21 protein-coding genes are annotated in these 25,739 nt (G+C 39.8%); 9 read left to right on the top strand and 12 right to left on the bottom strand.

Annotation, left to right across the window (positions count from 1 at the left end; all coding sequences use genetic code 11):
* The first annotated feature begins 7 nt into the window (after positions 1 to 7).
* The 3 genes from IEV69_RS06210 to IEV69_RS06200 all read left to right on the top strand — a co-directional run bounded on the left by IEV69_RS06210 (position 8) and on the right by IEV69_RS06200 (position 4,536).
* Positions 8 to 2,179, top strand: coding sequence for a S9 family peptidase (locus IEV69_RS06210; RefSeq protein ID WP_188440792.1), 2,172 nt, complete (start codon positions 8 to 10; stop codon positions 2,177 to 2,179).
* Between the two features lie 32 nt (positions 2,180 to 2,211).
* On the top strand, positions 2,212 to 3,798 hold the full coding sequence (locus IEV69_RS06205; RefSeq protein WP_188440574.1) for a peptide MFS transporter: 1,587 nt from the start codon (positions 2,212 to 2,214) through the stop codon (positions 3,796 to 3,798).
* Positions 3,799 to 3,996: 198 nt separating this feature from the next.
* The gene (locus IEV69_RS06200; RefSeq protein ID WP_188440572.1) at positions 3,997 to 4,536 is read left to right on the top strand and encodes a thioredoxin family protein; all 540 of its coding nucleotides are present in this window, start codon (positions 3,997 to 3,999) and stop codon (positions 4,534 to 4,536) included.
* Between the two features lie 11 nt (positions 4,537 to 4,547).
* Here the strand turns inward: IEV69_RS06200 and IEV69_RS06195 are convergent, their stop codons facing one another.
* Entirely contained in the window at positions 4,548 to 6,575 is a 2,028-nt protein-coding gene (locus IEV69_RS06195; protein ID WP_188440570.1) for a ComEC/Rec2 family competence protein, read from the bottom strand.
* A 158-nt stretch (positions 6,576 to 6,733) separates the two neighbouring features.
* Between IEV69_RS06195 and IEV69_RS06190 the strand changes: the two genes are divergently transcribed.
* Genes IEV69_RS06190 through IEV69_RS06180 form a run of 3 tightly spaced genes read left to right on the top strand, consistent with a single transcriptional unit; the run spans position 6,734 to position 10,121 of the window.
* Positions 6,734 to 8,638, top strand: coding sequence for a S9 family peptidase (locus IEV69_RS06190; protein ID WP_188440790.1), 1,905 nt, complete (start codon positions 6,734 to 6,736; stop codon positions 8,636 to 8,638).
* A 10-nt stretch (positions 8,639 to 8,648) separates the two neighbouring features.
* Entirely contained in the window at positions 8,649 to 9,251 is a 603-nt protein-coding gene (locus IEV69_RS06185) for a hypothetical protein (protein ID WP_188440568.1), read from the top strand.
* Between the two features lie 3 nt (positions 9,252 to 9,254).
* Positions 9,255 to 10,121, top strand: coding sequence for a bile acid:sodium symporter family protein (locus tag IEV69_RS06180; RefSeq protein WP_188440566.1), 867 nt, complete (start codon positions 9,255 to 9,257; stop codon positions 10,119 to 10,121).
* On the opposite strand, the gene IEV69_RS06175 is transcribed toward IEV69_RS06180, so the two are convergent.
* The 5 genes from IEV69_RS06175 to surE form a co-directional block, all read right to left on the bottom strand.
* Complete coding sequence (locus IEV69_RS06175) at positions 10,118 to 10,852, bottom strand: phenylalanine 4-monooxygenase (protein WP_188440564.1); 735 nt, start codon at positions 10,850 to 10,852, stop codon at positions 10,118 to 10,120. The two genes, IEV69_RS06180 and IEV69_RS06175, sit on opposite strands and share 4 nt — an antisense overlap.
* Positions 10,853 to 11,064: 212 nt before the next feature.
* Positions 11,065 to 11,649, bottom strand: coding sequence for a C40 family peptidase (locus tag IEV69_RS06170; RefSeq protein ID WP_188440562.1), 585 nt, complete (start codon positions 11,647 to 11,649; stop codon positions 11,065 to 11,067).
* Entirely contained in the window at positions 11,649 to 12,770 is a 1,122-nt protein-coding gene (lpxB, locus tag IEV69_RS06165) for a lipid-A-disaccharide synthase (protein WP_188440560.1), read from the bottom strand. The genes IEV69_RS06170 and lpxB overlap by 1 nt, the downstream gene beginning before the upstream one ends.
* 35 nt (positions 12,771 to 12,805) lie before the next feature.
* Complete coding sequence (locus tag IEV69_RS06160; RefSeq protein WP_308420131.1) at positions 12,806 to 13,081, bottom strand: hypothetical protein; 276 nt, start codon at positions 13,079 to 13,081, stop codon at positions 12,806 to 12,808.
* 21 nt (positions 13,082 to 13,102) lie between these two features.
* Entirely contained in the window at positions 13,103 to 13,876 is a 774-nt protein-coding gene (gene surE / locus IEV69_RS06155; protein ID WP_188440557.1) for a 5'/3'-nucleotidase SurE, read from the bottom strand.
* Between the two features lie 238 nt (positions 13,877 to 14,114).
* Here surE and IEV69_RS06150 point away from each other — a divergent pair, with 238 nt between their 5' ends.
* Together IEV69_RS06150 and IEV69_RS06145 are read left to right on the top strand one after the other, a co-directional pair.
* Positions 14,115 to 16,304 (top strand): carboxy terminal-processing peptidase, encoded by a 2,190-nt coding sequence (locus IEV69_RS06150; RefSeq protein ID WP_188440556.1) that lies wholly within the window; start codon positions 14,115 to 14,117, stop codon positions 16,302 to 16,304.
* 9 nt (positions 16,305 to 16,313) lie between these two features.
* Positions 16,314 to 17,423: an ABC transporter permease gene (locus tag IEV69_RS06145; protein ID WP_188440554.1), complete on the top strand. Its 1,110-nt coding sequence runs from the start codon at positions 16,314 to 16,316 to the stop codon at positions 17,421 to 17,423.
* Between the two features lie 95 nt (positions 17,424 to 17,518).
* Here the strand turns inward: IEV69_RS06145 and IEV69_RS06140 are convergent, their stop codons facing one another.
* Genes IEV69_RS06140 through IEV69_RS06130 form a run of 3 tightly spaced genes read right to left on the bottom strand, consistent with a single transcriptional unit; the run spans position 17,519 to position 20,847 of the window.
* The gene (locus IEV69_RS06140) at positions 17,519 to 18,460 is read right to left on the bottom strand and encodes an L-histidine N(alpha)-methyltransferase (RefSeq protein WP_188440552.1); all 942 of its coding nucleotides are present in this window, start codon (positions 18,458 to 18,460) and stop codon (positions 17,519 to 17,521) included.
* Positions 18,461 to 18,465: 5 nt separating this feature from the next.
* Positions 18,466 to 19,617: an ergothioneine biosynthesis protein EgtB gene (egtB, locus tag IEV69_RS06135; protein ID WP_188440550.1), complete on the bottom strand. Its 1,152-nt coding sequence runs from the start codon at positions 19,615 to 19,617 to the stop codon at positions 18,466 to 18,468.
* Between the two features lie 30 nt (positions 19,618 to 19,647).
* Positions 19,648 to 20,847, bottom strand: coding sequence for a bifunctional alpha/beta hydrolase/OsmC family protein (locus IEV69_RS06130; protein WP_188440548.1), 1,200 nt, complete (start codon positions 20,845 to 20,847; stop codon positions 19,648 to 19,650).
* Positions 20,848 to 21,516: 669 nt separating this feature from the next.
* Here IEV69_RS06130 and IEV69_RS06125 point away from each other — a divergent pair.
* Positions 21,517 to 22,794 (top strand): metal-dependent hydrolase family protein, encoded by a 1,278-nt coding sequence (locus tag IEV69_RS06125; RefSeq protein ID WP_188440546.1) that lies wholly within the window; start codon positions 21,517 to 21,519, stop codon positions 22,792 to 22,794.
* A gap of 156 nt (positions 22,795 to 22,950) precedes the next feature.
* On the opposite strand, the gene fabD is transcribed toward IEV69_RS06125, so the two are convergent.
* The 3 genes from fabD to IEV69_RS06110 form a co-directional block, all read right to left on the bottom strand.
* Positions 22,951 to 23,835 (bottom strand): ACP S-malonyltransferase, encoded by an 885-nt coding sequence (fabD, locus tag IEV69_RS06120; RefSeq protein ID WP_188440544.1) that lies wholly within the window; start codon positions 23,833 to 23,835, stop codon positions 22,951 to 22,953.
* A 99-nt stretch (positions 23,836 to 23,934) separates the two neighbouring features.
* Positions 23,935 to 24,801, bottom strand: a complete 867-nt coding sequence (locus IEV69_RS06115) for a fructosamine kinase family protein (RefSeq protein ID WP_229741360.1) — start codon at positions 24,799 to 24,801, stop codon at positions 23,935 to 23,937.
* A 50-nt stretch (positions 24,802 to 24,851) separates the two neighbouring features.
* On the bottom strand, positions 24,852 to 25,730 hold the full coding sequence (locus IEV69_RS06110) for a dihydrofolate reductase (protein WP_188440543.1): 879 nt from the start codon (positions 25,728 to 25,730) through the stop codon (positions 24,852 to 24,854).
* Positions 25,731 to 25,739: the final 9 nt, after the last annotated feature.

Genomic DNA, 25,739 nt, shown 5'->3' with positions numbered 1-25,739 from the left:
AGAACCTATGCGTTTTTACAAAGCGATTATCCCCCTTTTATTACTCTTTACATCTGTTGTCTACCCTCAATTAAAAACCATCTCACTCGAAGAAATTTGGGATGGTGAATTCAGAACTCAAAGCCTAGAGCGCCTGCACTCACTGCAAAATGGAAATCAATACAGTGTATTGAATTACGACAGAAGCAACAGGGCTTCAACAATTGATGTTTATGATTACAACACTGCCGAAAAGGTTATCACCCTGATAAACTCTGCGGACCTTGATGAGATTGATCAAATTGTGTCATACACCTTTAGTATAGATGAAAAAAAGCTCTTGATTGCAACTTCATTGAAATCAATTTACAGAAGATCAACACTGGGAAAATATTATGTGTTTGATCTGGAAGATAAAAACCTTACACTTGTTTCAGACAACGAAATTCAGGAGCCCAAGTTTTCACCTGATGGTTCAAAAATAGCATACGGCTATCAAAACAATTTGTTTATTAAAAACATCTCCAGCGGAGAGAAATTTCAGTTTACTTTTGATGGAAAGAAAAACCACATCATCAACGGGATCACAGATTGGGTGTATGAAGAAGAATTTGCCTTTGTTAGAGCTTTTGACTGGAATGCAACGGGTGATAAAATTGCCTATATCAGGTTTGACGAAACTGAAGTCCCCGAATTTTCAATGGATGTTTACGGAAGTGATTTATACCCAAAACAAGAAGTATTTAAATATCCAAAAGCGGGAGAAAAGAACGCCGAAGTTTCTCTTCACATTTATGACCTCAAATCCGGAAAAACATCTCCGGTTGACCTTTCCAATTATGAAAGTTATTACATTCCCCGATTGGAGTGGACCAACGAAAAGAATATTTTAAGTGTACAACTCACAAACAGAAAGCAAAATCAACTCCAGCTTGTTTTTGTTGATGCGACAAACAACTCTACTAAACGCATCCTGACAGAAACCGATGCTGCTTATGTGGATGTTACAAATGACCTTACATTTCTGGAAGACAACAGCTTTATATGGACCAGTGAAAAAAGTGGGTGGAATCATATTTATCATTATGATAAAACGGGAAAACTGCGTGACCAAATTACCAATGGAAACTGGGAAGTCACCCGTTATTATGGCTTTGATGAAAACACCAACAGTGTGTTCTATCAAAGCACTGAAAATGGAAGCATCAACAGAGGAGTATATTCAGTAAAACTCAACGGAAACGGCAAAACTGCGTTAGCAGCAAGCCCCGGAAGAAACGAAGCTTCATTCAGTGCTGATTTCAGTTTGTTTATTCATACATTTTCAGATACTACCACACCGCCTGCTTATACACTTAGAAATGCTTCAAGCGGAAAAAAAATAAGAGTCATCAAAGAAAATACAGACCTCACAAAAAAACTGAACAATTATAAAATCTCGCCAAAAGAATTCTCTACTATTAGTATAAATGGTGAAGCTCTCAATATGTATTTAATCAAGCCATTGGATTTTGACCCGGAAAAACAATATCCAATGTTGATGTTCCAATATTCCGGACCGGGATCACAATCGGTATCCAACAGCTGGAACGGCACCAATGATTACTGGCATCAAATGCTGGCCCAACAAGGTTATATCATTGCTTGTGTGGATGGAAGGGGTACCGGACTGAAAGGGCGTGACTTCAAAAAAATGACTCAAAAAGAATTGGGTAAATATGAAACCATCGATCAAATTGACGCAGCTAAAGAACTGGGTAGCCGCTCATATATAGATGCAAGCCGTATTGGAATTTGGGGATGGAGTTATGGCGGCTTTATGTCTTCAAATGCGCTTTTTCAGGGAGCAGACACTTTTGCACTTGCCATAGCAGTGGCACCGGTAACAAGCTGGAGGTTTTATGACACAATTTATACTGAGCGTTATATGTTGACACCCCAGGAAAACCCCTCTGGTTATGATGATAATTCCCCCATTTCACATGTAGACAAGCTCAAAGGAAAATATCTTTTGGTGCACGGAAGTGCAGATGACAATGTGCATGTTCAAAACACCACACGGTTAGTAGAAGAACTGGTGCAGGCAAACAAAGAATTTGAATGGGCCATTTACCCTGATAAAAACCACGGAATTTACGGGGGCAATACCCGCTTACATTTATACAATAAAATGACTAAATTCATTTTGGAAAATTTATAAAAAACGAATATTAACTAATTAACTGAAATTATATGGAATTTAAATTTGGAGGTTCGACTGAAAATCAAAAAACAGTACTGGGGCATCCTTCAGGGTTGTTTGTCTTGTTTTTTACAGAAATGTGGGAGCGCTTTTCATACTATGGAATGCGTGCTTTGTTGGTGCTGTTTTTAGTTACTTCATTGCTTGATGAAGGATGGGGCTGGGACCGTGCAGATGCTTTAATCCTTTATGGATGGTATACCTCGTTGGTCTATATTACTCCAATTTTGGGAGGACTCATCGCCGATAAAATAACGGGTTACCGAAAAGCGGTATTTTTAGGAGCGCTCATAATGACTTTAGGGCACCTTTCTATGGCGTTGGAAGTGTTTGCAGATCCGTTTTTCTATCTGGGGCTTGTACTTTTAATTGTAGGGAACGGTCTTTTCAAACCAAATATCTCTTCAATTGTTGGTCAATTGTATAAAACCGAGGGTAAAGAAAAAGATGCCGGATATACTATTTTCTATATGGGAATCAACGCAGGAGCCTTCCTTGGAATTATGCTCTGTGGCTATATTGGTGAAAAAGTAGGATGGCACTGGGGCTTTGGCCTGGCAGGAATCTTTATGTTTTTCGGAATGCTACAATTTCATTATGCACAAAGTATTTTTGGGAAAATAGGTATGAAACCCGCTAAAACCGACAGCTTTATTGACGCTGCTCCCGGGGTAGATATTCAGGAAGACGAAAACCCCGATTTACCCGAGGTCGAAGTGCCAAAACACGTGAGCAATGACAGATTAAAAGTAATCGGGATTTTTGCATTTTTCACCATTTTCTTTTGGTGGGCTTTTGAACAGGCCGGTGGGTCAATGACCATTTTTGCAAAGGATTATACAGATCGTGTACTGGTTGATAATGGAGCACTGATTTTTAAAATATTCAACACCTTGTTGACAATTGTACCACTGGTCATTATAACCTGGGTACTGATCATGCTTTTCAAACAAACTTTTAAAAAGTATGCGCTATCTAACATATTTCTGGGAACCAGTTTTGTGATTATATGGGCTATTGTAATTTGGATGCTTTACCGTGAATTCAACTCAGAACAATCTGAAGTGCCTGCTTCCTGGTTTGGAATCTTGAACTCTTTCTTTATTATTGCATTTGCACCCCTCTTTTCTAAACTGTGGGAAAGTAAATACAATCCATCCGGACCGGTCAAGTTTGCAGTTGGACTCATACTACTTGGTTTAGGTTTTGGGATTCTTGCCTACGGTTCAATGTCCATCCCTCAGGGAGCTTCAACGGCTGCCGTTAGTATGATCTTTTTGATTTTTGCTTATTTATTCCATACGCTTGGTGAACTGTGTCTTTCTCCTGTGGGTCTTTCTTATGTAAGTAAATTATCACCCAAAAAACTAGTTGGGTTGATGTTTGGTATTTGGTTTGTTTCCAGTTTCTTTGCCAACTTGTTGGGAGGTATTACAGGAAGTTACATCGATGTGATTGTTGAAAATTACTCAATGGCAACTTTCTTTATGATTTTTACACTGGTGCCTATTGGAGCAGGTATAGTTATGCTATTGCTCAACGGAAAACTAATCAAAATGATGCACGGAATCCGTTAAAGATTTATTACAATTTTTAATCTTTGAAAAGCGTTTCATATATTTGGAACGCTTTTTGAATTTGTAAAAATTAAAGTAAAGGAATCAGTTCAAGTAAAACTAAAAATTAATTTATGACGAATTGGTTTAAGGCTGATAAATCAAAATAACTGATTTGATCATTTAATGATCTTTTAAAAACAACTAAATAAATAAGAAATGAAATATATTATTCTCAGTGCATTTTTAGCTCTCACCTCTTTTGTGAGTTCAGGACAGGAAATACAATGGATGTCAATGAATGAGGCTTTGGAAGCTCAAAAAGAAGAACCTAAAAAAATATTTGTTGATGTATACACGGTGTGGTGTGGCCCCTGCAAATTGCTAGACAAAAACACATTCTCAAACAGGGATGTGATAAACTATATCAACACCCATTTTTATCCGGTAAAGTTTAATGCTGAAGGAAAAGAAGTAGTAACATACAACGGCTTTACATACAAAAACCCTCAATACCAGGAAGGTAGAAAGGGTAGAAATGCCACACATCTTTTTACAAGAGCATTGAAAGTAACCGGTTATCCAAGTCTGGCTTATTTTGACGAAGAAGGAACATTTATTCAAGCTGTTCCTGGTTACAAAACCCCTCAACAATTAGAAATATATCTGAAGATGATGGCCAATGATGATTATAAAAATTTGACTACTTCTGCTGCCTGGAATGAATATCAAAAAAACTTCAAGCCTACGTTTCAATAACTTTTTAGGCATTAATCAAATATCACAGCTCCCTCTTTACCGGTATGGTGGAAAGGGAGTTTTCTTTGATGACAAGTTTCCCGCCATCGGTTTACATAAGAAGTGTAATTGCTTCCATCTGCAATAATCCTTCCGGGTTGAATGGAATCTAACATACGTTCCAAATGTATACGCGGACTATTTCTTAAAACTACCACATCAGTCCCAAGTGCAGTTGTTGGATAAATACCCAGGCTGTCAATCACTAAAAACCGGAGGTTCTTATATTGGAAACTGTTATAAATGGAATCTGTCGAAACCTGACTGATATTTGATTTAGTAATATACCTTTCCAATAAGCGCTCATTGAAAACTTCGGTAGAATCTAAATTAGTCTGTACAAGTAATTGTGTTCCGTTTTTGACGCCAAAGATGCTAAACCTGCTTTTTTGAAATATGACCAGTTCTTGTGAAGAAGTTTGATAAGTTTTAAAAATAAATACGGTTTGTAAAAACACCACTGAAACTAGAAAGAACACAATGCGCAAATAGGTTCTGCGCTGAAACACTAAAATAAAGGCTATAATCAATAAGTAAATGAAGATTACTTCGGGAATTGAAAGGCTCAAGCCCTCAAAATAAAAGCTATCTTGCCTTGCAACCCATTTGATAAATGAGATTTTATAATCGAGCAAGTTTGAGTAACCATCAACAATCAGTTTTGGAATACTTGTAAACTGGCTGCCGATAATCATCATAATTCCGGAGCCCAATACAATCCCTAAAAAGGGTAAAATAACAATGTTGGTTATAAAAAACAATCCAGGAAAATGATTGAAATAATAGATACTCAAAACGGCTACGCCTATCTGAGCAGAGGTTGTTACGGTAATGGTTTCCCAGATCTTTCTGTCAATAAAAAAACGAGGTCTGTAATATTTTTGCAATAATGGGTTGATCCAGATAATCGAAAAAACAGCCAGATAACTCATCTGAAACCCAATGTGAAAAAGTATATTAGGGTCAATGACAAGCAATACAAAAGCTGAAGCAAGCATAGTATTGAACGTGCTTGTTTCACGGGTGGTTTCCATTGCGTAGGTTAAAAATGAAAACATTAGCACAGCCCTCAATACCGATGGCGACAAACCGGCAATCAATGCGAATCCCCACAAAAACAACACCACTAAGATGACTTTAATTGTTTTTCCATATCGAAAACGCTCCACCGGTTTAAACATAAACTGAAAAAACAACATGACGATCCCCACATGTAAACCGGAAACAGCCAGAATATGTACAGCACCTGCTGCTGCAAAATCTGCATAAATTTCGGGAGACAAATCTCGTCGCTGACCAAGTAGTAAAGCATTGATCAGCGTGAGTGAATTGCCTGAAAATCCATTTTCTTTAAGTTGGGCATTGATTTGATTTCTTAAACTAGCAGCTATTCCCCTTAATGTAATAGTACCCCTGGTTTGTTTCAAAACTTCTGACGAACTTATTTTTAGTTGATGATAAATTCCCAATTGTTTTAAATAGTCCCCATAATCAAACTGATATGGATTTTTTACCTCAGGAACCTCCTCAATAGTGGTTTTTACCAAAAGCACCTCATCAACATTATAGCTGTCTATTACACTGTCTTTAATCACCAGCAATAAAAAATCGCCGGTTGCCTGCTTCCTGTCAATTGCATTGATCGTTGCAATATACTTCTCGTGATACAAGTCGGGTTTGAGCTGTGATTTAATTTTAAGTTCCAGAAAAGGTTTTGTTAGAACTTGTGAGTGGCTGTAATGTGAATTGTGGTTTACCGGTTGTTTGTATTCATACAACCACGCCCCCAATACAAAAAGAACTCCATAAGTTGCCAAGCCAAAAAGCACATCCTGAAATAGTTGATAGCGAGCTCTGATCCAAACGAGAATTAGGAGGATTGCTGAAAAAATCAGCCCCTTAAATAGTGTTGATTCTGATATACCTGAAAAGTGACTGAAGAGGATTCCGAGTATAAAAATCAACGTGATTTTAAAGGCCGTGTAATTAACCAAACGCATAGTCAATACTATTAAATAGTAAATACTGCGGCAATTACTTTATTGATTTTAAATGAGGAGTTTTAGGTGGGGAATGCTTCTGTGATGAATCCAAATTTAATTAATTTTTTTTTAATTACTTTTAATGCTTCTTCAAATAAGCAATTCAAATGAATACAATGAAAAATTTTAGCATCCTTTTACTACTCGTTTTTAGCCTAGGTACTTTAACTGCTCAAAATGTAATGACACCCGAAAAACTCTGGGAACTGGGCAGGGTTTCTGCATTGGGGGTTTCAAAAGATGGCAACCAGCTTGTGTACAGGGTTTCAACACCTTCTGTTGAAAAAAATAACTTTAATACTACTTATTATACAGTTCCTGTTTCAGGTGGAGGAGCCACTAAAATTGAAGACCACAAATCGTTCTTAAGGGATCAAAAACTTTCTCCGGATGGCAGGCATGTCCTGTATCACGAAGCCGTAAAAGTTGAAAAGGTTTTGGGTAAAGATTATTATCCTGAAATGGAAGATGCTAACGTCTTAATTTATAATGCACTTGACTATCGGCATTGGGATACCTACAATGAGGGCAAGTTCAATCACGTTTTTTATAAGGAAAACAAAGAAGGAGCTGAAGGCATTGATATCATGAAAGACGAGCCTTACCACACGCCTATGAAACCTTTTGGAGGAGAGGCTGATTATATCTGGAATCCTGATGGAACAAAAATTATTTACGTTAGCAAAAAACTTACCGGAACTCAATATGCAAACAGTACCAATTCTGATCTTTATGAATATGAATTGAACACAGGGCAAACCAAAAACCTGACAGCAGACAATCACGGGTATGATAAATACCCTGCTTTTTCACCAGATGGACACTTAACATGGCTTCAAATGAAGCGCGACGGCTATGAGAGCGATAAAAATGACGTTATCGTACGCCACAATGGAATGGAAATGAACCTCACAGCTGGCTGGGATGGAACTGTCAATTCCTTTAAATGGAGCCCCGATGGTTCAAAAATCTATTTTGTAGCACCTTCAGGCGGAACTGTAAACCTATATGAAGTAAATTTTCCAGGAAATACCAAAAGGGCTATCATTGTCAATGAAGTTGCCAAAGGTGATTTTGATATCACCGGAATCGTAGGTTTTTCCAAAGGTCAAATCATCCTTACCCGAACTGATTTCAACCACGCCACCGAAGTTTTTTCATTCGATTTAAAAAATAAAGAATGGCTGCAACTCACCCATGTGAATACCGCTTTGTATGACAGTATTGATTTAAGCACAGCTGAACGGAAATTTGTCAAAACCACTGATGGAAAAGAAATGCTCGTCTGGGTGATTTATCCGCCCAATTTTGATGCAACAAAAAAGTACCCCACACTATTGTACCTTCAGGGAGGGCCTCAAGGTGCGTTAACGCAGTTTTATTCTTACCGCTGGAACTTTCAGGTGATGGCTGCGCAAGGCTATATTGTGGTGGCACCCAACCGTCGCGGGATGCCGGGTCACGGTGTCGAATGGAACGAGCAAATAAGTAAGGACTGGGGAGGCCAGGCCATGGATGATTACCTCTCAGCTATTGATGCTTTGTGCAAAGAAACATATGTAGATGATACAAGGGTTGGCGCCGTGGGAGCCAGTTTTGGGGGCTACTCTGCCTTTCAACTTGCCGGAATGCACAACAACCGCTTTAAAACCTTTATCTCCCATGCAGGAGTTTTTAATCTTGAAAGCATGTATGGCACCACAGAAGAGCTCTTCTTTGTCAACTGGGATATTGGAGGTCCCTACTGGGACATTGACAACAAAGCTGCACAAAAGTCCTATTCAGAATTTAACCCCATCACCAATGTCGGTAAATGGAACACGCCCATGTTGATTATTCAAGGGGCAAAAGATTATCGTGTGCCTGTGGGCCAAAGTCAGGAAGCTTTTCAGGTGTTGCAACAAAAAGGCATCAAAAGCAGGTTTGTTCTTTTCCCCGAAGAAAACCACTGGATCCTCTCCCCACAAAACGGGATGGTATGGCAGCGGGAGTTTTTTAGGTGGTTGAAGGAGACGTTGTAAATTAGGGTTAATGAGTGTTTATATTTTTATTCCTCAAGAGAAAAAAAATTACAATAAAAGGTATTATACTATACTTGGAGCACTATTGTGTATTATAGTCATCATAATCATTGAGAGTTTTAATTTTCTTGAGGTTGATTATTTAATTTCTTTTCTTAAGTTCGTAGGAATATCTTTAATTATTTTATGGCTTTATTTTGTTTTTTCTAGTATAACTGAAAAAGAAAAATTATATGGGGTTTTAAGTGGTGAAATTATATTAACAGATCAGGAAGTAATTTTAGGAAAGGAACATTTTAAACTTGATGAAATTTTAAACATTACTATTAAGTCTGATGATTATGAAGATAAGTTTTCTTTTGTTTTAGTCAATACTTCTTACCCTTGTAAATCTGCAGGCGTAGATAATTACTTTGAAATTAAGCTTAATGATTCATCAGTTAGAAAAGTACAATTTAAACAAAACTATGAAGACGAATTCATCAAAAAGAATAGGGATATGTTAATATACTTTTGTAAGCTTGATAAAATATCTTTCTTAGCACTTACAGTGATTTTAAATATTGACGATTACGATGAAATTCAGAAGTTAAAAAAACTTATAGATAAATAGAAATTGGAATCAAACCTCCTCACCCAACTTTTTCTACCCCTTGCCCTGTTTATCATTATGCTGGGCATGGGGTTGACGCTAAAACCAAAAGATTTCAGGAATGTGATTTTGTTTCCCAAAGCGGTGGGCGTGGGGCTGGTGTTGAAACTGCTTTTTATTCCGGCATTGACATTTGGTCTGTTGTATTTAATTCCTTTGCAGCCTGAGCTGGCTGTGGGTTTTGTTTTACTGGCTGCTTGCCCCGGTGGGGCAACCACCAATTTGATCACGCACTTAGCCAAAGGCGATGTGGCGCTTTCCATTACCTTAACCGCCACTGCAAGTGTTATTACGGTTTTTACAATTCCCCTTCTGGTTGATTTTGGGATGTTGCAGTTTATGGGGGAAAGTCAGGTGATTGAACTTCCGTTTTTTAAAACCATTGGTCAGATATTGGTGATTACCATTGTTCCGGTATGCGTTGGGATGTTTATTCACAGCAAATATCCCAAACTCTCCCACAAAGCGGAACGCCCCGTGAAAATACTTTCAGCTGTATTTTTAGTGCTGATAATTGCAGCCGTGCTAATTAAAGAACGGGCAAACCTTGTCGAATTTTTCATCAAAGCCGGTCCGTTATCCTTATTGCTCAACTTGCTGGGGATGCTCTCCGGTTATTATATCACCAAAGCCATCACCAAAAACAAAGCCCGGGCGGTGGCCGTGGGCGTTGAGGTGGGCATTGTAAACGGCACGCTGGGCATTGCCATTGCTGCCGGCATTCTGCAAAACTCAGTCATGACGATACCGTCGGCGATTTACAGCATCATTATGTTTCCGGCCGTATTGCTGATGATTTACATAGGCACAAGAAAACCAAAAACGGCTTAAAAGTTTACGGCTGGAACAGGTGTCTGCAATATTTTTTTTACTTCCTCAAGAGAAGCATACAGTTGTTCCAGTGACTCAATCACAAAATAATCTTCCTGCATCACATCTGTTCTAAAGGGTTTGTTTAAAATGGTTTCAATATCAAATGGGAAAAAGTTGGCTTCCTGATTGAAAATTTGATTGGTTTCCCCAAAAGACGAAATAATCCCGGCCCCATAGGATTTTATCATTCCACTTTCTTTAATTACCCCAAACTCGATCGTAAACCAGTACAGGCGTTGCAACTGAACCAGTTTTTCGGTATCATTGATAAATTCCTTCCCCAGCTTTCCAAACTCATAGACAAACTCTGAAAACACAGGATTTGCCAATAACGGAATATGCCCGAAGGTGTCGTGAAACATATCAGGCTCTTCAAGATAATCAAGATTTTCAAAACTGCGCAGCCAGGTAGACGAACAAAACCGCTTTTGCGAAAGCAGTTCAAAGAAATCTTCCACAGGAATCAATCCCGGGACCACTTCTATTTTCCAGCCTGTTTTTGACTCAAACCAGCGGTTCATTTTTTTAAATTCCGGAATATCGTTTCCGTTTAAAACGGACCGCATTAACGATAACGACTCCAGATAGTCTTTGGAACCTTTAATCTTCAGGTTTTCAGATTGGCGGTCAAAAAGAAGTTTCCATACTTTTTGGTCTTCGACGGTGTAAGTGTTCATCTTTTGTTGCATAGCGCTTCATTTTTAGGCATAAAAAAATCCCGGTTCTGTCAGAACCGGGATTTTAGGTTAACGTATTTATTTTTTAACAATACATCACTGTCCGATTCTTCTTGTAAGAATTGGATAGTAATAATAAGTATTGTTTAGATTTTTCATTGTGCTTGTAAAATTCAAATCTAATGAAAAAAATTATGAGAGGGAGAAAAAATATTAAAATAAAATCACAAAACCCTTCGGGCTTCGACAAACGTCTGGTTCCAGTAGGTTTCATCAAGTGATGATACAATAACCCCTTGTGAAGTAGAGGAATGAATAAATAAAACTTTTCCCGGAAAGATATCTACCACGATGCCCACATGGTTTATGACATTGCGGTTTCGATTGGTTTTGAAGAAAACCAAATCGCCTTTTTCTATTTCATGAAATGCTATTTTTTTCCCTTCCCGGGCGATGTCTCTCGAAATGCGGGGTAAAATAATGTCTCCTTCTTTAAAGGAATTATACACCAAGCCTGAACAATCAATCCCTTTTTGAGTCATTCCACCATATTTATAAGGGGTGCCGTGATATGAACGCGCAGTTTCTACAATTATATTTATTTTAAGAGCTTCAGGCAATTCATCTCTGGGGGTGTCTTCATTATAAATAACCACCTCTTTGTGCTTAGTGGCAGGCTTGGAAACACGGTTTTTAGGAATTGATCGATCCTCAGGGTCCAAACTAATTTTTGAATCGTATTTTTTTCGGGAAGACCCGCAGGAAATTATGAGCAAACTCAGTAGTAAAGTACAAACAATCGATTTCATTAGCGAGGTTGTTTTAAACTGTCCACGATCAGTTGAGCGGTTTTAGCACTGGCACCTTTTCCACCAAGTTTCTTTTCCAAATCATAATAATCCAGAAATAAACTGGCGCGTTTGTAATCATCCAGGATTTTTTCAAGTTCTTCCTTTAAACGCTTTTTATTAAAATCTGTTTGAATCAGTTCGGTGACCACTTCTTTATCCAGGATCAGGTTTACTAACGAAATGTATTTGAGTTTTATTACGCGTTTGGCAATTTCATAGGAAATGCGGCTTCCTTTATAGCACACCACTTCGGGTACTTTATAGAGAGCGGTTTCCAGAGTTGCCGTTCCTGAAGTAACCAGGGCAGCATAGGAAACACTCAGTAAATCATAGGTTTTATTGAGTAGCAAGTGCACGTTTTCCTTTTTGATAAACTGTCGGTAAAAGGCTTCGTCCTGATTGGGTGCACCGGCAATCACAAACTGGTAATTTGGGAATTCATTGACTACCTCCAGCATGACCGAAAGCATCACTTTGATTTCCTGTTTACGGCTGCCGGGCAAAAGGGCAATGATGGGCCGGGCATCCAGTCCCAAATGTTCCCTGAAGTCTTTCGGGTTGATCAAAGGCCGGTTTGAAATGGCATCAATCAAAGGGTGTCCCACAAAATGCACAGGGAAATCGTGCTTCTTTTCATAAAAGTCTTTTTCAAACGGAAGGATGACATACATCGCATCCACGTCGCGTTTGATGTCTTTGATGCGGTTTTCTTTCCAGGCCCATATTTGTGGTGAAATGTAATAATGTGTGGGAATGCCTTTTTGTTTAGCCCATTTGGCGATGCGCATATTAAAGCCTGGATAATCGATAAATATTAGTGCGTCAGGCTGAAAGTTTTCTATATCCTGCTTGCAGAATTTGATGTTTTTTAAAATGGTGGCCAGGTTGAGAAGTACTTCAATAAAGCCCATAAAAGCCAACTCCCGGTAGTGTTTTACTAAAACACCTCCCTGAGCTTCCATGAGTTCACCACCCCAAAATCGAAAATCAGCTGAAGTATCCTTGAGCTTGATTTCTTTCATTAAATTGGAAGCGTGTAAATCTCCTGAGGCCTCTCCGGCAATGATGTAATACTTCATTTTTAAACTCCTGAAAAAATGGGTTTATATTGATTTTAAAATTTTGAAAACAAAATAAAAAGTGCTGCAATGATTGTTGCCAGCAACACCCCGCGCGCCCGATACAATTGTCTTTTTTTGATAAACAGAAAAAATACAATTAAATTTAAAATCGCACCCAGTCCAATCAGGTTGCCAATGCTGTCATTCTCTCTGGCTAACTGAATGGAGGTTTCAAAATCATAATCCAGGAAGAAGAAAATATATAAATACATCCCGGCAAGATTTGCAGCGATTCCAACCAAAAAACCAATAATTATTTCTTTTTTCACAGTAATAAGATGTTTAACAGTTTATATTTCCCAGTTGTTGATGTCTTTAATTGCGTGATGAGCGGTCAAGTCAAATTGAACAGGAACAATCGAAATGTACCCATTTTCCAGAGCAGCTTCATCAGTATCTTCTCCTTTGTCTTCATTTACAAACTCACCGGTGAGCCAGTAGTAATCCCTTCCTTGGGGGTTGGTGCGTTTATCAAACGTTTCTATCCACTGGGCATTGGCCTGACGGCAAACTTTGATGCCTTTTATTTCATTTTCTTTCAATTTGGGAATGTTCACATTCAATACCACCCCTTTGGGCAAGCCGTTTTTTATGGCTTCTAAAGTGATTTTTCGAATGTATTTTGAAGCCGATTTAAAATCAGCTTCCCAGGAGTAATCCAGCAATGAAAAACCAATGGCGGGAATCCCTTCTATGCCGGCTTCCACGGCAGCACTCATAGTACCGGAATAAATTACATTGATGGATGAATTGGAGCCGTGATTGATCCCCGAAACACAAATATCAGGCTTGCGTTTCAGGATTTCATGAACTGCCAGTTTTACGCAATCAACTGGGGTACCTGAACAACTGTATTCCTGCTGAACATCGTCGTCAATATTGATTTTATTGATGTACAGGGTGTTGTTGATGGTGATTGCATGACCTGTTGCGCTTTGGGGTTTATCGGGAGCCACCACAATTACATCACCAATTTCTTTCATAATCGCAATCAACATTCTGATACCCGGGGCAGAAATTCCATCGTCATTGGTTACCAGTATTAAGGGCCTTTTTTTATGCATACTTTCAAATATTTAGTGCTAAAATACATAATTTAATTTCCAATCTTAACAAAGCCTGTAGTCAGCTTTTCAAAAGTTATCAAATTTTAAAAAAAGTATAAATATGTTGAATAGTTTCTCTCCAGTTTTTTATCTTGCATGACAATTCTATGTTTAACATAAAATTAGTACCATCTGTTGATTATGGCACGGTTTTTTGTATAAATTAGTATAATAAAAAAGAATTTCTATGCGATTTATGAAAAAGAATTTTAAAGTGCTTTTGCTGGTAGTATTTGTAGCTGCCGCATCGTGCAGCTTTACCACCAAAAGCTTTGACAACCCTGAAAAAGATAAACTTCTGGTAGAATTGATATCCTATGTGCTCGAGAAAACCCACTTTGCCAATAAAGAGCTTGATGATACCTTTTCTTCCTCGGTATATAACAAGTTTATCAACGATGTAGACCCCCTTAAACGCTATTTTCTGGCGTCTGATATAGAGGAGTTTAAAGTCTATGAACATCAGATTGACGATCAGTTAAAAAATAAAGACCTCACTTTTTTCAATGTAGTTCACGAACGATTGGAACAAAGAATGATGGAAGCAAAGGACATTTACAAAAAGGTGCTTGATTCTCCTTTTGATTTTACAGAAGATCAAACCATTGATGTAGATTATGAAAAGATTCCTTATGCCAATACTCCTGAAGAACTTGAAGCCCGATGGAAAGAGCAGTTAAAATTTTCTACCATCTCAACTTTCTATGATATCAAGGAGGAACAAAATGCACTGAAAGATTTGAAACCGGGTGAGGCTGAAGATGAGCGTTTTGAAGAAGAACCTACAGAAAAGAACATTACAGAAGCCACAGAACCCAAAACAGATTCAGAAATAGAGATTGAAGCCAGGGAATCTACCCTTTCTTCTTTGGATGACTATTTTTCATTTATTGACGATTTAAATCGTAAGGATTACTTTGCCATTTTTGTCAATTCCATAGTGGAAGATTTTGATCCGCATACCAACTATCTTGCTCCTCAGGATAAAGACCGTTTTGATGTAGCTATGTCAGGTAAGCTTGAAGGAATCGGAGCCCGTTTGCAAAAACAACGCGAAAGCGTAAAAGTGGTCGAGGTCATTAGTGGAGGACCTGCCTGGAGGGGTGAAGAAATAGAAGTGGGAGACCTGATTACCCGCGTAAGACAAGAAGGTGAAACCGAATCAGTAAGTATTGGTGGGATGCGTCTGGACGATGCTGTGGGTCTCATTAAAGGCCCTAAAGGAACCAAAGTAACGCTGACCATCAAAAAGATGGATGGCACCTTTAAAGATGTAACCATTGTGAGAGATGTGGTTGAACTGGAAGAAACCTATGCTAAGTCAACTATAATTGACAAGGACGGAAAAAAATATGGACTCATAGACCTGCCGCGATTTTATTTTGACATGACAGACTACAAAGCCAGAAATGCCGCCAGCGATGTGAAGGAGGAAGTCATCAGACTTAAAGAAGAAGGCATGGAAGGATTGGTGCTTGATCTTAGAAACAATGGAGGTGGATCCCTTAAAACGGCTATCGATATTGCAGGATTGTTTATCGAAAAAGGACCCATAGTGCAAGTAGCTTCGGGCGACGGAGAGGTAGAAGTTCTCAACGACCGAAACAGCGATGTGGAATGGGATGGGCCATTGGTTATTTTAGTCAATGAAATATCAGCCTCAGCTTCCGAAATTCTTGCTGCAGCAATGCAAGACTACGAGCGTGGCGTGGTGATTGGCAGCAAACAAACCTATGGTAAAGGAACCGTTCAAAATGTTATTGACCTCAACCGCTGGATGCGTAACAATCAGCACGGCGACCTGGGAGCTTTAAAAGTAACCACACAAAAGTTTTACAGAATCAATGGAGGCTCTACACAATTGGAAGGTGTGAAAAGTGATGTGGTGGTGCCTGATAGATACAGCTATTTTGACCTGGGTGAAAGAGATTATAAAAACCCGATGCCCTATGATAAAATTGCCCCGGCCGATTATCAAACCTGGGATGGTTATATCAATCTTGAAAGAACCATCAGGGAAAGTAAAAATAGAATTGCCGCAAGTGAACAATTAAAGTTGATCGACCAGCAAGCGCGCTGGATTAAAGAGCGTAGAGATAATAATGTTGTGCCCTTAAACTACGAAAAATACATAGCTGATATTGAACAAAACAGGGAAAAATCAAAAGAGTTTGATTCCATAACAGAATATGAAAACAACCTCGGCTTTAGTTCGCATATCAAAGAACAAGAGCTTAAAAAGTTAGACTCTATCCTCAGTGAAAAACGCAGCAGATGGCATAAAAATTTAAGTCACGATATTTATGTTGAAGAAGCCGTCAATGTGTTGGAAGACCTTAAAATGAACAATATTAAAAGAGAAAAACTCGCAAACATTAAAGATTAACGACTTGCAATGAGTCAAAAAGCAACATCCCTTTCTAAATTGGCGCTCCAAAAGTTTAAAACAAACTTTTGGGGCGTTTTTAGTTTTGGCTTTCTGGTTCTCTGTATTTTAGTTGCTGTATTTTGTTACCTCATCGCTCCTGATGACTCTCAAAATGCCAATCAAATGCATGTCTCTGTTCACTCTAAACGGCCGGGTTTTGAAGTGATGATGCTCACAGTGCCCTCCGGTAAAGCCAATACAAAGAGCTTGTTGCACAGTGTGTTTTTTGGAAAAGAAAATACTGATACTGCCATTCCCATACAAGACTATCAATTAACGGCAAACGGGATTACCATTCAGCAGTATGTTGACGGAGATGCTGAGGGACTTTCCAAGGAGTTTTCACTAAGTCAATTTCCAAATATCAGTAGGCCAGAACAAATCGCAGAGAAATACATCAAAAAGCAAACGTTTATTTTAGGAACTGATAAGTATGGCAGAGACCTTTTGAGCAGGATGCTGGTGGGTATTCGCATTTCTTTGTCCATTGGATTTATTGCGGTCTTTATTTCGCTGCTTATTGGTATTTCCCTTGGAGCAATCGCGGGTTATTATGGCGGTAAAACCGATGCTTTTATCATGTGGTTGATCAACGTTACCTGGTCTATACCCACTTTATTGCTGGTAATTGCCATTACACTTACCTTAGGGAAGGGTTTTTGGCAAGTGTTTATTGCCGTGGGACTCACTATGTGGGTGGAAGTTGCGCGTGTCGTGAGGGGTCAAGTGATGGGCATAAAACAAATGCAGTATGTTACGGCCGCAAAAGCGCTTGGTTTCAATGATTTTAGAATCATAAAAAATCATATCATTCCCAATATACTGGCACCGGTGATTGTAATCTCAGCAGCCAATTTTGCAGCAGCTATCTTAATAGAAAGCGGCTTGAGTTTTTTGGGTATTGGTGCACAACCCCCGATGCCCAGTTGGGGAGCAATGATTAAAGACCACTATTCCTATATCATTCTGGGAAAAGCTTATCTGGCCATCATACCGGGAGCAGCTATAATGAGCCTGGTGATGGCGTTTATGCTTATTGGCAACGCTCTCAGGGATGCGTTGGATGTAAAGGGGTAAGATCGCTTAGGATTCTTTTCAGAACACCTTTTTCTTCTTTAAACAACTTTTCACGGGATGTAGACTTTTCCCCGTCAAGAGCAGTCCCTGTTTATTCATTCTTTTGGTTGAAACAATCCAAAGGCATATTCTTTATTGTCATCAAAATAGGTTTCATACAATTGCAAGCCGCTTTCATTGGCTAAATCAGAAATATCAGAGAGGTAGTATTTTTTAGATATTTCAGTGTGGATGGCTTCAAAAGCTTCAAAGTGCACTTCAAAATCATCTGAAAATCGGACTGTTTGTTTTTTCAAACTTATTATTTGGCTGGATGTTATACCGGTCAATGGATTGTAAAAGGGAAAGTGTTCGAATGCTGACACATCAAAGTTGGCACCCAGTTCCCTGTTCATTCGTTCCAATAAATTCATATTAAATGCCTTTGTAATACCCTTACTGTCGTCGTATGCTTTAATGATTTTACGGGGGTTTTTAACCAAATCAAAAGAGATGAGTATAAAATCATCCGGTTTTAATTGACTTTTGATGAATTTGAATAAATCAATGGCTCCTTCTTTGGTGTAATTCCCAATATTAGCTCCTAAAAAGAGCACTAACCTTCCTTTTGTAGTGGGCTCTAAGGTCTTGTAGGTTTGGAAGTAGTTTCCGGGAACTCCTGTCCATTGTATATTTGAAACAAAGGTTTCAATTTGCTGTTTGTTTGCATCCAAAATATTTTTGGAGATGTCTAAAGCTTTGTATTCAATTATTTCAAAAAACGGTTTAAACTGTTCCAAAAAATACTTGGTTTTACTACCGTCTCCGGCACCTAATTCTACCACTTGAATTGCTTTGTGTGTTTTTGAAATATCCCTGGCAATGTGGTTGCTTTTGTCTTTAATGATGTTCATTTCACAGGCAGGTAAATAATATTCTTCCATGCGCATAATTTGCTGGAACAGTACATCACCTCTGGAATCATAAAAGTAGCGTGAAGATAATTTTTTGGGTTTTTGAGACAATCCGGCCTTAACGTGTTCAAAAAATGTTTCCATAGTGTTTACTTCTTTACCAATCTAATACCTGAAAAAATCCACCTGGAAGCGGCGTGAAAAAAGTTGCGATAGGTGTGCCTTTTATGACCTTTTGGGGTGGCCACTGAGGCACCGCGCAATACCATTTGGTTTATCATAAACTTTCCGTTGTATTCACCCAAAGCTCCCGGGGCTTTAGTAAAACCGGGATAAGGCAGGTAAGCAGATTGAGTCCATTCCCATAACTTCCCCCATTTCAATTTGCTTGCTGCCACTTCCCATTCAAATTCAGTGGGCAGGCGCATTCCTTTCCATTCGGCAAATGCAAATGCTTCATACATCGAAATGTGCATTACAGGCTCCTCCGGATTTATTTTTTTCAACCCGTTGAAGGTGTATTGCAGCCACTCACCATTTTTATAATGCCAATAAAGCGGACTTTTTATTTGGTTGTCTTTTAAAAAATGCCAGCCTTCATCATGCCAATAATTGAAGTTTTCATAGCCTCCATCTTCTATAAACTCAAGATAGGCTGCATTGGTGACCAATTTACTGCTAATTTCAAAAGCTTGTAAATAGTGTTTGTGCTGTGGCATTTCGTTATCAAAACAAAATGAATTACCGGTATTACCGATGGTATAAACGCCTTCTGTAAATTCAATCCATTCGTGGCTATATTCTTCTTCTTCCAACTCAAAAAAACGTCCCAAAGCAGGGAAGGTGGGTTGGGTGCCCAAAATATACTTGATGTCGTACACCAGAAGCTCTTGATGTTGCTGCTCGTGGTTGATGCCAATTTCTATGAGTTTCAACATTTCAGGAGTATCATTTTGATCAAGGAGTTGCAGAACTGCCCTTGTCACATATTCACGGTATTCAAGCACTTTATTTACTCCCGGACGTGTCATAAATCCGCGATGATCCCGTTGTGTTCGTTCCCCTAAATTGTTGTAGTAGCTATTGAACAAAAAGGCATAATCAGCATGAAACTCTTTGTAGTTGCTGTTGAATTTTACCAGAACAAATTGCTCAAAAAACCAGGTGGTGTGTGCTAAATGCCACTTGGGTGGCGAAACGTTATTCATTGGCTGCACCACAAAGTCTTCTGTTTCCAAAGGTTCACAGATTTCCTCTGTACGCTTTCGGGTTTGTTCAAATTGCTGTTGTAATGATTTCATTATTCAATTATTTTATTCCAATCCTGAAGGTTATTGACTTGTATCCACCAGCGTTTCAATGTTTACACCTGTCATTAAGGTTTTATTAACCGGGCATTTCGCGGCTATTTCTAATAAACGTTGTTTTTGTTTTTCATTCAAATTACCTTCGAGACTTATCATTTTGGTGATGGTTTCTATTTTTTCATTATCTAAAGTGTCTCTCACAAAACTCATATGTGTATACACCTCTTCCAGCGGCCATTTTTTGCGTTCGGCATAGAGTTTTAGAGTCATATTTGTACAGGCTCCCAGCGCTGCCTGAAGCAGTTCAAAAGGAGCAAAGCCTGCATCATCTCCACCCACATTGAGGGGTTCGTCTGCGACCAAGGTGTTTCGGCCATTGGAAATATGTGTTGTAAAGCCATTTTCCAAATCCAGATGAGCGACTACTTGCGATTGATGGGGCTTCAATAGTGCGCGTTCTTTAAAAACATTCAAATATCTGTCTGCCCAGGTGGCAATTGAACGTGCGGCATACAGACTGTCTTCTTTTTTTGACAGCAAATGGTCAGCTCCATCCAGGCTGATAAAGCTTTTGGGATGATGGGCTAATTGGTATATTTTGGCAGCATTTTCAATACCTACTATTTTATCTTGTGGAGAGTGCAAAATCAATAGGGGAATACGAAGTTTGGGAATGATTTCTTTGGCGTCGTGCTTTTCCAAATCATCTAAAAAATGTTTTTTAATTTTAAAAGGCCTTCCGCCAATTGAAAGCGAAGCTACGCCTTTTTGTTGGATTTCCTTTTTTCTTTCCCCCAAAAGTTGAGTGACGTGAGCAACATCTGCAGGGGCAGCAATTGTCACCAGTGCTTTGATATTGGATAGATTACCGGCAGCCATCAAAGCAGCTGCGCCGCCCAGCGAATGGCCAATGAGCAAAGTGGGCGCTTGATAATTATTTTTTAAAAAGGTGTTTACCGTGATTAAGTCTTGCAGGTTGTGGCTAAAGTTTGTGTCGGCAAACTCCCCGTCACTTTTACCCAATCCTGTAAAATCAAAACGGAGTACCCCAAAACCATGTTGAGTGAGTTCATTGCTGATGGTTCTTACTATGGATAATTGACTGCTGCAGGTAAAGCAATGAGCAAAAACAGCATATTGATTTACTTTTTTATCGGCAGGTATTTCAAGGGTGGCGTGGAGGGTTTCTCCGTTTGAATTGGGTATGGCTATATGTGTTTTCATAGTTTTATTTTCAAAATGAACAATTTTGCACTAACAATAAAACCATAACCGTTAAATACGGATATGGGTTTTAGGCTTTAAAAGAACTAATAATCAGTGTAAGAAGAGTACACCTAACGAGTTCAATGACACCATTTTTGATTTTCAATGTACATTTGTTTTGAGACAGGATACTTTTAAAAACCCTGATCATTGATGAAAAGTCATTCTTGCAACTCTAAGAATTCAACAATTTAGGTTTATGAAACTACCCATTGGGTGATTTCACTTAAAAATACAAAAATATTTTGATGATTGGCTTCAGATATTCCAAAAACAGCGCTGTTCCAATCACAGTTTATCATCCCTGTGTCAATGATGAGTTAAGACATTGGGTCATGATTTACACATCTACATTATTGCAATTTAAAGATTATTTCGTTAGTTCGTTTGATTATAAATTCCTTACACTTTTTCCCTCTGAAAGACTTTGAAGTGTTTTGAAGTTATATTATTTCCGATAAAACTATAATATTTAATTATTGGCATAACTATGATGCAATCGCGAGTTGATGGTGAACATTCAATTTTTCTACCTTTTGAATAGAATGCTTGTTTTCAAAAAAACCTTTATCTTTATTTTTTATCCAACTAAATCTTAAATTCCGCCCGTGGCGGTGTATGAAGCTTATGAAAAAATTTCTCTCCCTTTTGCTCTTTGCTTTTACAGCAGTAGCCTTTGCCCAAAACACGTATATCCATTGTGGTAAACTCATTGACACTCAAAACGGCCGGGTGCTCACTGAAAAGACCATTGTTGTTTCCGGCAATACCATTTCAAGAGTTGTAGATGGCTATGTCAACCCAACCAATTCAGCCGACAAAATAATCGATTTAAAAACCAAAACTGTCATGCCCGGGTGGATTGATATGCATGTGCATATTGAGTCTGAGACCAGCCCCACAAAATATCTGGAAGCCTTTACACTTAACGAAGCTGACGTTGCTTTTAATGCACAAGAAATTGCCCACCGCACCTTGATGGCCGGTTTTACCACCGTGCGGGATTTGGGTGGCAGTGGGGTGAATGTCTCTCTGCGGAATGCCATCAACAGTAAAAAAGTAACCGGACCACGTATTTATACTTCCGAAAAATCACTGGCCACCACCGGCGGGCATGCTGACCCCACCAACGGCCGAAAGAAGGACCTGATGGGCGACCCGGGACCTAAAGAGGGCGTGGTCAACAGCCTTGAAGACGCCAAAAAGGCCGTGCGCCAGCGTTATAAAAACGGCGCAGACTGGATCAAGATTACCGCTACCGGCGGGGTATTGAGTGTCGCTAAGAGCGGTTCCAATCCGCAGTTCTTTGAAGATGAGATTGCCGCTATTGTAACCACTGCCAAGGATTATGGTATGAACGTAGCCGCCCATGCCCACGGCGATGAAGGCATGCAGCGTGCCATCAAGGCCGGGGTGAAAACCATTGAGCACGGTACTGAAATGAGTGCAGCAACCATGGACCTGATGAAACAACACAATGCCTTTTATGTGCCCACCATTTCTGCCGGGAAGTATGTAGCTGAAAAGGCCAAGGTTGAGAATTTCTATCCTGCGATTATTGTTCCCAAGGCGTTGGCTATTGGTCCGCAGATTCAAGCTACTTTTGGCAGGGCTTATAAAGCAGGGGTCCCCATCGCTTTTGGAACCGATGCGGGTGTATTTCCTCACGGCGAAAATGCCAAAGAATTTATCTATATGACCGAAGCCGGGATGCCGGTGATGGAAGCCTTACAATCGGCCACAGTGACCAATGCCGACTTACTCGGTATGAAAGGAAAGTTGGGCGCCCTGGAAGCCGGCTATATTGCTGATATTATCGCGACCAACGATGACCCTACCCAAAACATCCATGCAGTTGAAGAAGTGGTGTTTGTGATGAAGGATGGGGTGGTTTATAAGGATTGATGGTGTTGACTTAGGACTGCAGGAACATTTTAAATACCAAAAAGCAAGCACCAAATTCCAAGAAATAGTGTTCAGTATTCAGTGGCAGTGCTCAGATTGAGCTGATTTTTACAGCATATAACCCTCTCAGGGTTTAAAACCCTGAGAGGGTTTTTTTTAATCAAATTTTGCAGCTTCAGTCACAGCGTCTTTGTGTATTTTTTTGACCAGGCCTTGTAGCACGTTTCCGGGGCCTACTTCGATGAATTTGGTGGCGCCATCGCTTACCATGTTTTGGACGCTTTGGGTCCATTTAACCGGGGCGGTGAGCTGAAAGATGAGGTTCTTTTTGATTTCCTCGGGGTCGGTTACGGCAAAGGTGCTTACGTTTTGATAGACGGGGCACATGGGCGTTGCAAAGGGTGTGCTTTCAATGGCTTTGGCAAGTTCTTCACGGGCGGGTTCCATCAAGGGTGAGTGAAAAGCACCGCCCACAGGAAGTAATAATGCTCGTCTGGCACCGCGTTCTTTTAAGCGTTCGCAGGCTTCTTCCACGGCTTTTACTTCCCCTGAAATCACCAGCTGGCCTGGGCAGTTGTAGTTGGCGGCTACCACAATGCCCTCCACATCAGCGCAAACGGCTTCTACGATATGGTCTTCGAGACCCAAAACGGCTGCCATGGTTGAAGGTTGCTTTTCACAGGCTTTTTGCATGGCGAGTGCGCGTTTGGAGACCAGTTTTAAGGCATCTTCAAACTGAAGGGTCTTGTTGGCCACCAAAGCTGAGAACTCCCCAAGGGAATGTCCTGCAACCATATCGGGCTTGAATGAATCTCCCAGCACTTCGGCGAGTATCACCGAATGCAAAAAGATGGCGGGCTGGGTGACTTTGGTTTCCTTGAGTTCGTCAGCTGTACCTTCAAAAATGATTTTGGTGATGTCAAAGCCCAGTATCTCGTTGGCTTGCTGAAAGCGTTTTTTAGCAATGTCTGAGTTGTCGTAGAGGTCTTTGCCCATTCCGGTAAACTGGGCGCCTTGACCGGGGAAGATATATGCGTTCATAATATGGTTCAATGTTTTAGGTTCAATGTTCAAAGTTTTATGTAACGGTGGTTTTGGTAATTTTCCATTACTTTAATTTAACAAAAATAACAAAATAAATCAGGAATACTTCTTAAGGATGGTGTTTACGGAATTATAGTAGCCGCTCCCAAAGAGGTTGAGGTGCACGAGCAGGTAGTAGAGTTGCCAGAGGTCGGTGCGGGTTTTCCAACCGGGTTGTAAAGGAAATGCATGGTGATAGCTTTCAAATACCCTTTCGGGGAAACCACCAAAGAGCTGCATCATAGCGAGGTCCATTTCGCGTGAAGCGAAACATACCGCCGGGTCAATCAGGCAAGGGTTTCCGTTTTCATCTGTCAGATAGTTGCCATTCCAGAGGTCGCCGTGGATGAGTGCGGGTGGTTCTTCAGGAATCTCTTGCTGTATGTTGTAGTAAAAACTATTGAGGTTCTGAAAAGAAAAGCCTTTTGTTGCTGCGAGGTCCAGTTGGGGGAGGAGTCTTTTTTCGAGGTAAAAATCAGCAGCATGGGTATGGTTTCCATCATTTTTTTGGGGCAGACTGCCGATGTAGTTGTTGTGGTCGAGGCCAAATTGCGGTGATGTGGTTTGATGGAGTTGTGCCAATTGAAATCCAAAGGTTACCCAAAAGACGGTTTGTTTTTGTCCTTCGGCGATGTATTCCATCAAGAGATAGGATTGGTTTTCGGTTTCACCTACATTGATGACTTCAGGAATGCAAAATGTTTGGGTGCTTTTTAGAAGGCGGAGCCCTTTAACTTCTGCTTCAAACATTTTTGGAAAGCGGTTGGCATCGTTTGTTTTGAGAACATAGTTGCCTTTGTTGGTTTTCAGGAGGGTTACTTCATTGATATCGCCACCGTTGAGTGGCTGGTGGTTCAGGAGTTTTAGTTTTTCCTGTTGGAGGATGTTTTGTAAGATATTTGATATGGATTCACTGTTTTTCACGCAAAGTTCTCAAAGGTATTTTTGCAAAGAACCTTAAAGGGGAATTGTTATTACTTTCGTACATAAGTCAAATAGCTAAACGCATACTCGTGTTTCTCATCTTTGGGGTGGTGTTCTTCGTTTACCACTTTCCATTTGTGTTCGTCAATGTGTGGAAAAAAGGTATCTGCTGCTACTTCGGCGTGCACCCGGGTAAGTTCGATTTTATCAGCATATTCCAGGCTTTGTTTGTAGATTTCGCCACCGCCAATGATGAATGGTTGATCGTCACTTTTAGCAAGTTCCAATGCTTCTTTAAGGGAATGCACGACTACGGCACCAAACTTCTTATAGGTTTTATCACGGGTGATCACCACGTGAATTCTGTTAGGTAGTGGTTCCGGGAAGGTTTCAAATGTTTTTCGGCCCATGATGATATGGTGTCCTGTGGTGAGCTTTTTAAAGCGTTTAAAGTCGTCAGGCAGGTGCCATACTAAATCGTTGTCTTTTCCAAGGGCATCGTTTTCAGCAGCTGCGGCGATGATGGTAAGGGTTTGATTTTTTTGTGGTTTTTGTACCGATATTTCCGGTAACGGCATGTCTTTATCTACTTTCGCCTGAAGTTCTTTAATTCTTTTTTGTTGTTTTGCTTTGAGTTTGTCGAGTTGCTCGTTTTCCCATTTTTTACCCATAAAGCGGTTGGTGAAAAAGACGTTTAAGGCGTGAATGAGAAAAAAGAACGCCCAGATAAGGATGGCCCAGATATACCAATTTTGAACGGGAATATTTTCACCCACCCCCATCACCTGGTCGAGAACAATAATAAAAGCCGAGCCAACAAGAAACACTACAAAGTGTTGATTGAGTCGTTTTTTTTGACGGATTCGGTCCTGGGCGTACAGAAATTGCTCGCGGTCTTCGTTTTGTGGGTTGTTATTTTGCTTACTCATGGTGGTGTT

The sequence above is a fragment of the Planktosalinus lacus genome (assembly GCF_014640155.1).
Taxonomy (GTDB): Bacteria; Bacteroidota; Bacteroidia; order Flavobacteriales; family Flavobacteriaceae; genus Planktosalinus; species Planktosalinus lacus.
This window is presented reverse-complemented; position numbering and strand designations above follow the sequence as displayed.